Origin of the sequence: Streptomyces sp. CC53 (genome assembly GCF_001865245.1) — a bacterium.
GTDB lineage: Bacteria > Actinomycetota > Actinomycetes > Streptomycetales > Streptomycetaceae > Streptomyces.
The window spans coordinates 1-8,086 of sequence record NZ_MKXB01000206.1 but is presented as its reverse complement, the minus strand read 5'-3'; the positions used below and the strand labels follow the sequence as shown (position 1 = coordinate 8,086).

The window sequence follows — 8,086 nt, the reverse complement described above, 5'->3', positions numbered from 1 at the left end:
ACGTCGGCGTGGCGTGGCAGGGCACGGGCGGGGGCGGAGCGACGGCGGGGCGAGCGGGTCGGGTACGGGCCTGAGCATCGGGACAGGGGTGCCCGGCCGGTCGGGAGCGGGCGGCCGGCCCGTCGGGAAGGGGTCCCGAGCGGCGGGACGGGGCCTGCGGACGAGGGGCTCACCGGTGGTGCGGGGTGCGGCGTCGGCCGCCTGGTCTACGCCTTTGGCAGGAGGTCGGTTGCCGCACGGGAGCGGGTAGGGAGGTGGGGTACGCCCGGGGTGGGACCGGGGGTGGACGGGAAGGCGGACACGCATGGTGCTGGACGGGCTCGACGACGGGGAGCGGCTGGGGCGGCCGGAGTTGGCGGCGCTCCAGTTGGAGCGGGTGCGTGCGTCGCTGCGGCACGCGTACGCACAGGTGCCCTTCTACCGGCGGTCGTTCGACGCGGCTGGGGTGCGGCCCGAGGACTGCCGCAGCCTGGCCGACCTCGGCCGGTTCCCCTTCACCACCAAGGCGGACCTGCGGGACCAGTACCCGTTCGGGATGTTCGCGGTGGACCGGTCGCGGGTCCGGCGGATCCACGCGTCCAGCGGGACGACGGGGCAGCCCACGGTCGTCGGCTACACGGAGCGGGACCTGGACGTGTGGGCCGACGTGGTGGCGCGGTCGCTGCGTGCCGCTGGCGTGCGCCCCGGCCACGTCGTGCACGTGGCGTACGGGTACGGGCTGTTCACGGGCGGGCTGGGGGCGCACGCGGGAGCGGAGCGGCTCGGGTGCACGGTGGTGCCGGCGTCGGGTGGGATGACGGCCCGGCAGGTGCGGCTGATCCTGGACCTCCGACCGGAGGTGATCATGGTGACGCCCTCGTACATGCTGACGCTGCTGGACGAGTTCGAGCGGCAGGGCGTCGACCCGCGGTCCACGTCGCTGCGGGTGGGCCTGTTCGGTGCCGAGCCGTGGACGGAGGGGATGCGGCGGGAGATCGAGGAGCGGTGCGCGCTCGACGCCGTCGACATCTACGGCCTGTCGGAGGTGATGGGGCCGGGCGTGGCGCAGGAGTGCGTGGAGACCAAGGACGGGCTGCACGTGTGGGAGGACCACTTCTACCCGGAGGTCGTGGACCCGGTGACCGGTGAGGTGCTGCCGGACGGCGAGCGGGGGGAGCTGGTCTTCACCTCGCTGACCAAGGAGGCCATGCCGGTGGTGCGCTACCGGACGCGGGACCTGACACGGCTGCTGCCGGGTACGGCGCGGGTGTTCCGACGGATGGAGCGGGTGACCGGGCGCAGCGACGACATGCTGGTGGTGCGCGGGGTGAACGTGTTCCCGACGCAGATCGAGGAGGTGCTGCTGCGGACCCCCGGGCTGGCACCGCACTTCCAGCTGCGGCTGACGCGGGAGGGCCGGCTGGACGCCTTGGCGGTGCGGGTGGAGGCGCGCGCGGACGCGTCGACGGACGACCGGGAGGCGGCCGCGCGGGCGGTGGCGGCCGCGGTGAAGGACGGTGTCGGCGTGTCGGTCGGGGTGGAAGTGGTGGACCCGGAGACGCTGGAGCGGTCGGTCGGCAAGATCCGGCGGGTCGTGGACCTGCGGGCCGGGTAGGCGGTCGGCGGCCCCGGGCCGTGCCTCCTCTCGCGGTGGCGGCCCGGAAGCGCCCTCCCGGGCGGGGCCGCACGGCGGCGGCCCCGTGCGGTGGCCGTCCGCGTGGCGCGACGGTGGGCGCGCGGGCGTCCGGCGGGCCGGGCACCCACGGCGAGGTGCAGGAAAGGGGTGTCCGGGCGGCCGGCGGGGCGACGGGCGGAGGGCCCGGCCGACGGGCCGTCTGCGGCGGCGCCCTGGCGGCTCTGGGACTGCGGTGGGGAGGCGTGGCGGTGGCGGACGGGAGCACGGGCCCGGTACCGGCGGACGGCGGGGGCCCGGTGCTGCGGCACGGGCCGGCTCGGGAGGCGGGACTGCTGCCCGGGCAGGTGGAGGCGATGGTCGCGGACGCGGAGCGGTTCCTCGCCCCCTCCCCCGACCACCCGTGGTACGCGGGGGCCGTGCTCCTGGCGGGGCGCGGCGGCACGGTGGCCCTGCACCGGGCGATCGGGGACGCGGTGCGGTACGCGGCGTACGACGAGACGACCGGGCGGGGCGTGGAGCTGCCGCCGGAGCAGCGGGTGCCCATGCGACCGGACACGGTGTGCGACGTCGCGTCGCTGACGAAGCTGTTCACCTCCGTCCTTGCGGTGCAGTCCGCGGAGCGGGGAGAGCTGGAGCTGGAGGGGCGGGTGGCCGCGCGGCTCCCGTGGTTCGGGGCCCGCGGGAAGGCCGCCATCACCGTGCGGCAGCTGCTCACGCACACGTCGGGGCTGCGTGCGTGGCTGCCGCTGTACCGGGAGCCGGACCGGGAGGCAAGGCTGGGGAGGCTGGGTGAGGAAGCGCCGCAGGACCCGCCGGGCACGGCGTACCGCTACTCCGACCTGAACCTGATCGTGCTCCAGCTGCTGCTGGAGGAGGTGACGGGGCGACCGCTGGACGTGCTGCTGCGGCAGCGGATCACCGGTCCGCTCGGCCTGCGCCGCACCCGGTTCGCCCCGCCCGCCTCGTGGCGGCCGTGGACCGCGGCCACGGAGGACGCCCGGCCTCCCTGGTCGGGTCTCGACAGGGGGATGGTGCGGGGCGAGGTCCACGACGAGAACGCGTACGCGTGGGGCGGGGTCGCCGGGCACGCCGGGGTGTTCTCCCGCGCCTGGGACGTGGCGGTGCTGGCGCGTGCCCTGCTGAACGGCGGCGGCTACGGACGGGCGCGGATCATGGCGCCGGCGTCCGCGGAGCTGCTGTTCCGGAACTTCAACGTCGCGTTCCCCGGTGATGCGCACGGGCTGGGCTTCGAACTGAACCAGCGCTGGTACATGGGGGCGATGGCGGGCCCGGAGACGGCGGGGCACACCGGGTTCACCGGCACGAGCGTCGTCCTGGACCGGCACAGCGACACGTTCCTGGTGCTGCTCGGCAACTCCGTGCACCCGGTGCGGACGTGGCGGTCGGGGTCCGCCCCGCGGGTGGCGGTCGCCGACCGGCTGGCGCGCGCGGTGCCGGTGCGGCCCCCGTCCGGCCGTACGGCGTGGTGCGCGGGTCTCCCGGCCGGGTCGGGCCCGGTGGCGACCCTGACGCTCCCCGTGCCGGCGGCGGACGGGCCGGGGCTTCGGCTGCGGTGCGCGCTGTGGTGGGACACGGAGCCGGGCGCGGAGCGGCTGCTGCTGGAGGCGGCGCAGGCGGGGCGCTGGCGTGCGGTGCCGTTCACGGCCGTACGGCCCGGCGGGGTGCGGGGCGGGCAGCCGGACGGGGAGGTGGCGGGCTGGTCGGGGCGGGCGTGGCACGCGGTGGACGCGGCGCTGCCGGCGGGTGCGCGACGGCTGCGCTGGCGCTACACGAGGGCGGGACGCTTGCGGGGCCGCGGGGTGTACGTGGACGGGCTGCGCGTCGTCGGCGGCGGTGAGCGGGTGCTGTTCGACGACATACGGCCGGGGGACACGGCGCGCATCGCGGCGGACGGCTGGACGAGGTCGGCGAACTGACTCTCCGGGCGCGCCCGTTCGGGCGTCGGGCCGCCGCGGGCCGGCGGTCGGGCGGGGCGGGGGCGTGGTTAGGGTCGGCGGAATGACAGTCAAGGGATTCGAGGAGTACCTGGCACGGCTGGGAGTGAGGCCCGCAGGGCGCCCCTCCGTGGAGGAGTTGTTCGCTCTGCAGCGGGCCCATCTGGCCCGCATACCGTACGAGAACGTCGGCATCCAGCTGGGGCGGCCGCCCGGGATGGCGCCCGAGGAGTCGGTGCGGCGGTTCGCGGCCGGGGAGGGCGGCTACTGCTTCCACCTGAACGGGGCCCTGGCGGCGCTGCTGGGGGCGCTCGGGTACGACGTCTCGCTGCACGCCGGCGGAGTGCACACGGACGCCGACGGCCGCGGTGCGACCGGCAACCACCTGGCCCTGACCGTACGGGTCGGCGGCGCCGCGTGGTTCGTCGACGTCGGGCTCGGTGACGGGCCGTTCGAACCGCTGCCGCTGCGGGAGGGCACGTACGCGCTGGGGGACTTCGTGTACCGGCTCCGGCGGTCGGAGGCGGAGCCGGGCGGCTGGAGCCTGTACCCGCCGCACAGCAGCGACATCCGGTTGATGGAGTTCCGCACGGAGCCCGCCGCCCTGGCGGACTTCGCGGCCGAGCACGTGCGGCTGTCGACCGCGGCGGACTCGGGCTTCGTGAAGACGTTCGCGATGCTGCGGCGGGACGAGAAACGGGTGTGGGTGCTGCGCGGCAGGGTGCTGACGCGGATCGAGGCTGCCGGGGCCGTCACCGAGGAGATCGACACGCCGGAGGAGTGGTTCGGGACGATGGAGGAGCGGTTCCTGCGCCGCGTGGACGGTCTGGACGCCGATGACCGTGCGGCGCTGTGGCTGCGGGTGAGCCGGGCGCACGGGGAGTGGCTGGCGCGGCGGGGGCGGGACGGGTCCGGCGGGCCGGTGGCGGCGGGCTGCCCGGATGCGGCGGCGGTACGCGGCGGAGAGACTGGGGGTCAGGGGGGAAACCGGCGAGAGGACGATGACCCATGTCCATGATGGACAAGCTCAAGCAGATGCTGAAGGGCCACGAGGCGAAGGCCGGCCAGGGAATCGACAAGGCGGGTGACTTCGTCGACGAGAAGACCCAGGGCAAGTACCGGAGCCAGGTGGACACGGCTCAGGAGAAGCTGAAGCAGCAGCTGGGCCAGGAGCCCGACCAGCGTCGGGAACCGCCTCAGTCCTGACCCGCCCCGTGCTGCGACGCGCCGCGGGGCACGGCCCGGGCGGCCTTCCGGCCGGTGGCGGCGGACGGCACCGGGAAGGATGCACCACCCGGTCGTACGTCCCGGAGTGCGGGCCGGCGGCAGGTGATGAAGAGTCGAGGCGAGTACCCCCACTCACAAGGAGACGAACATGCTTCGGCGTATCTCGATCGCTCTGGCCGGTCTGCTCGCTGTCGGCTTCCTCGCCGCCGCCCCCGCCGCCGCGCACACCGGTGACGTGCACGGCTGCTGGTTCAGCGGCGGCCACGTGTCGGCCGGCGACGTGCACGTGGCGGACTTCAACGGCACCTGCTGGCACGTCTGAGCCGCCGCGCGGCTGACCGCGCGCACCACCGCTCCGGGTGGGCCCCTTGTCCTGGGGTCCACCCGGAGCGCTGTCACGGGTGGCGTCGGCTCGGCGCGGCGGCTCGGCGGTAGATCGCGGCCGCCTCGTCGTGGCGTCCCAGTCGCTCCAGGCACCGGGCCTCGTCGTGGCGTCCCGCGAGGGTGTCGGGGTGGTCGGGGCCGAGGAGGCGCTCGCGGGCGCGGGCGACCCGCCGGTACGCGTCGAGGGCCTCCTGCCAGCGGCCCAGCCAGCCCAGGCACACCGCCGCCTCCCGGTGGCTGACCAGGGCGTCGGGGTGGTCGGGGCCCAGCGCCCCGTCACGGGCGGCCGCGACGTCCCGGGCTTCGGCGAGCGCCTCCTCCCAGCGGCCGAGCCGGCCCAGGTTGACGCCGTAGCCGTGCCGGGCCCGCAGGGTTTCCGGGTGGGCCGGGCCGCCCGTGCGGGTGCGGGCGGCCACGAGGTCGTGGAAGAGGTCCAGGGCCTCCTGTCCCCGGCCGAGCCTGCCGAGGCTGATTCCGACCTCGTAGTGGGCGGCGAGGGTGTCCGGGTGCTCGGCGCCCAGCGCCCGGCCGCGGGCTGCGGCCACCTCGCGGTAGGTGCGCAGCGCGTCCGTCCAGCGACCCAGCCGTCCCAGGGTGTGCGCCACTTCGTACAGGGTGACCAGGGTGTCGGGGTGGTCGGGCCCGAGGGTCCGGGTGCGTGCGGCGACCACGCCGTAGGCCATGCGGTACGACTCCTCCAGCCGGCCGAGCCGACCCAGCGTGAACGCGAGGTTGTGCCGGCAGCGCAGCGTGTCGGGGTGGTCCGGTCCCGCGGTGCGCTCGCGGGCGGCGAGGACGTCGGCGTACGCCTGGTGCGCTTCGAAGTGGCGGCCCAGCCGGCCGAGTACGTACGCGACCTCCTGGCGGGCCTTCAGGGTGTCGGGGTGGTCAGGACCGAGGGTGCGGGCGCGGCCCTCGGCGACCTCGGTGAACTCGCGGAGGGCGTCGGCGGTCCGGCCCGTGCGGCTGAGGGTCGACGCGGCCTCGTACCGGCTGGCGAGCGTGTCGGGGTGGTCGGGGCCGAGCAGGTGCGCGCGCTGTGCGGCGACGGAGCGGTGGACCTCGCCCGCCTCCTCCCAGCGGCCGAGCCGGCCGAGGCCGAGCCCGGCGCTGTGCCGGCCCGCCAGGACGGCGAGGAGCTCGGGCGGCGGGGACGGGCGCCGGGGCTCCGGCGGGGCGGCGAAGGGGAACGCGGCGGAGCGCGGGGGCGCGGCGGTGGCGGAGGTCCACTCGCCGGTGAGGGCCGCCGCGGGGTCCTCGGGCGGCACAGGGCGCGGGGCGCCGACCGCCCCGGGCCCCGGCGTGAGGGAGCGGGTCCAGGCGGTGTGGTCGCCCGGGGCCGCCGGGGTGGGTGCTGAGGGGAGGGACGGGAGTGGCGACGGGGACGGCGACGGGTGCGGGGTCGCCCCGAGGGGGCCCGCGGAGGGCGCGAGCAGGTGCGGGGCGACGGCGCCGGGCGCGCCGTGCAGGGCGGGTATCGCCACGCCGCGGGCGCCGGTGATCCGCCGGTGGAGGTCGCCCGCGTCGGCCGGCCTGGCGTCCGGGGCCTTGGCGAGCAGGTCGAGGACGATCCGCTCGAACACCGGCGGCAGCTCGGCGCGGTGGACGCGCAGCGGCACCGGCGGGGTGTCGCGGTGGCCGACGAGCACCGCCCAGGCGTCGTCCTGGTCGAACGGCGGCGCGCCGGTGGCGATCTCGTAGAGGACGCAGCCCAGTGAGTACAGGTCGCTGCGGTGGTCGACCTGACCGCCGCTGATCTGCTCCGGCGACATGTAGTGCGGGGTGCCCATGGCGATGCCGCCGGAGGTGAGGCGGGAGGCGGCGCCGGTGTCCGCGCCGGGGCGGGCGATGCCGAAGTCGCAGATCTTCACGCCGCCGTCGGCGAGGCGCACGATGTTCGCGGGCTTCAGGTCCCGGTGGACGATGCCCCGGCGGTGCGTGTACGCGAGGGCGTCGGCCACCTGCTCGGCGATGTCGACGACGTCGGGCAGGGGCAGCGGGTGGTGCCGGTTGTCCTCCAGGAGCTGGCTGAGGTTGCGGCCTTCGAGGAGCTCCATCACGAGGAACAGGGATCCGTCGCACTCGCCGAAGTCGTGCACGACGGTGACGCCGCGGTGCTGGAGCGCGGCGGCGACGCGCGCCTCACGGCGGAACCGCTCCCGCAGGACCCGCACGAAGCCCGGGTCGTGCTGCGGCCCGAGCGGCTTCAGGCACTTGACGGCGACGCGGCGGCCGAGCGCCTCGTCCGTGGCCCGCCACACCTCGCCCATACCGCCGCGCCCGATCACCTCCAGCAGCCGGTAGCGGCCGTGGATCAGCCTGGTGTCCGCCATCGCCTGCTGTCGCCCCCGTCGGTCTCCGCGCGCCCTCCCCGGCCCGTCCAGTATGGCGCCCCGCCCTGACAGTGTGTACGGGGCGGGTCGCCCGGGCGGACCGGGCCTGGCCACGGCTTTCCCACCGCAGCGGAACAGCGCACCCGGGGCGGCAGCACCGGTGCGGGGCATCGGTGGCGGCGCGAGGAGCGCAGACCGGTCCGCGCGCCCCCGGGACGGGGTGCGCGCCCGGGGACGCGGGGTGCGCTCGCCGGGTGGCCGGGGCTACCGCGCGATGGCCACCGCCATGGCGGCGAGCCCTGCGGCGACCAGCAGGACGACCAACAGGATCCCGGCCAGTGGTGCCTTGGCCCAGCCCTTGGTGGGGTTGTGGGTCTCGCGGGGCCCCGCCTCGGGCAGGCTGCTCTCGGCGGGGGGCGTCTCACCGGGCGGAACGCCGCCGCCCGGCTCCAGGCCGGTGCTGCGCTCGGGTTCCGGGTCGGGGTTGATGTGCCTCATGGAGCACGAGTGCGCAGCAGCGGCGGGTTCATGCGCGCTGCGGAGCGACCGGCGTGGGCGCGCGGCACACCGCT

7 protein-coding genes are annotated in these 8,086 nt (G+C 76.3%); 5 read left to right on the top strand and 2 right to left on the bottom strand.

Features of this window, described 5'->3' with window-relative positions; all coding sequences use genetic code 11:
* The first annotated feature begins 304 nt into the window (after window positions 1-304).
* The 5 genes from paaK to BJP40_RS34705 all read left to right on the top strand — a co-directional run bounded on the left by paaK (window position 305) and on the right by BJP40_RS34705 (window position 5,119).
* Complete coding sequence (paaK, locus tag BJP40_RS27905) at window positions 305-1,594, top strand: phenylacetate--CoA ligase PaaK (RefSeq protein WP_071283164.1); 1,290 nt, start codon at window positions 305-307, stop codon at window positions 1,592-1,594.
* Between the two features lie 155 nt (window positions 1,595-1,749).
* Entirely contained in the window at window positions 1,750-3,552 is a 1,803-nt protein-coding gene (locus BJP40_RS27900) for a serine hydrolase domain-containing protein (protein ID WP_071283166.1), read from the top strand.
* Window positions 3,553-3,634: 82 nt separating this feature from the next.
* The gene (locus BJP40_RS27895; protein WP_079171527.1) at window positions 3,635-4,588 is read left to right on the top strand and encodes an arylamine N-acetyltransferase; all 954 of its coding nucleotides are present in this window, start codon (window positions 3,635-3,637) and stop codon (window positions 4,586-4,588) included.
* Complete coding sequence (locus BJP40_RS27890) at window positions 4,579-4,776, top strand: antitoxin (protein ID WP_071283162.1); 198 nt, start codon at window positions 4,579-4,581, stop codon at window positions 4,774-4,776. Before BJP40_RS27895 ends, BJP40_RS27890 begins: the two co-directional genes overlap by 10 nt.
* 169 nt (window positions 4,777-4,945) lie before the next feature.
* Window positions 4,946-5,119, top strand: coding sequence for a hypothetical protein (locus BJP40_RS34705; RefSeq protein ID WP_175500053.1), 174 nt, complete (start codon window positions 4,946-4,948; stop codon window positions 5,117-5,119).
* A 73-nt stretch (window positions 5,120-5,192) separates the two neighbouring features.
* On the opposite strand, the gene BJP40_RS27885 is transcribed toward BJP40_RS34705, so the two are convergent.
* Window positions 5,193-7,514, bottom strand: a complete 2,322-nt coding sequence (locus BJP40_RS27885; RefSeq protein ID WP_071283161.1) for a serine/threonine-protein kinase — start codon at window positions 7,512-7,514, stop codon at window positions 5,193-5,195.
* A 264-nt stretch (window positions 7,515-7,778) separates the two neighbouring features.
* Complete coding sequence (locus tag BJP40_RS27880) at window positions 7,779-8,012, bottom strand: DUF6480 family protein (protein WP_071273331.1); 234 nt, start codon at window positions 8,010-8,012, stop codon at window positions 7,779-7,781.
* Window positions 8,013-8,086 lie beyond the last annotated feature (74 nt).

Coding starts and splice junctions, on each gene's coding strand:
- BJP40_RS27880 (WP_071273331.1), bottom strand. CDS start 8,012: ATGAGGCACATCAACCCCGACCCGGAACCCGAGCGCAGCACCGGCCTG.
- BJP40_RS34705 (WP_175500053.1), top strand. CDS start 4,946: ATGCTTCGGCGTATCTCGATCGCTCTGGCCGGTCTGCTCGCTGTCGGC.
- BJP40_RS27885 (WP_071283161.1), bottom strand. CDS start 7,514: ATGGCGGACACCAGGCTGATCCACGGCCGCTACCGGCTGCTGGAGGTG.
- BJP40_RS27890 (WP_071283162.1), top strand. CDS start 4,579: ATGTCCATGATGGACAAGCTCAAGCAGATGCTGAAGGGCCACGAGGCG.
- BJP40_RS27895 (WP_079171527.1), top strand. CDS start 3,635: ATGACAGTCAAGGGATTCGAGGAGTACCTGGCACGGCTGGGAGTGAGG.
- paaK (WP_071283164.1), top strand. CDS start 305: ATGGTGCTGGACGGGCTCGACGACGGGGAGCGGCTGGGGCGGCCGGAG.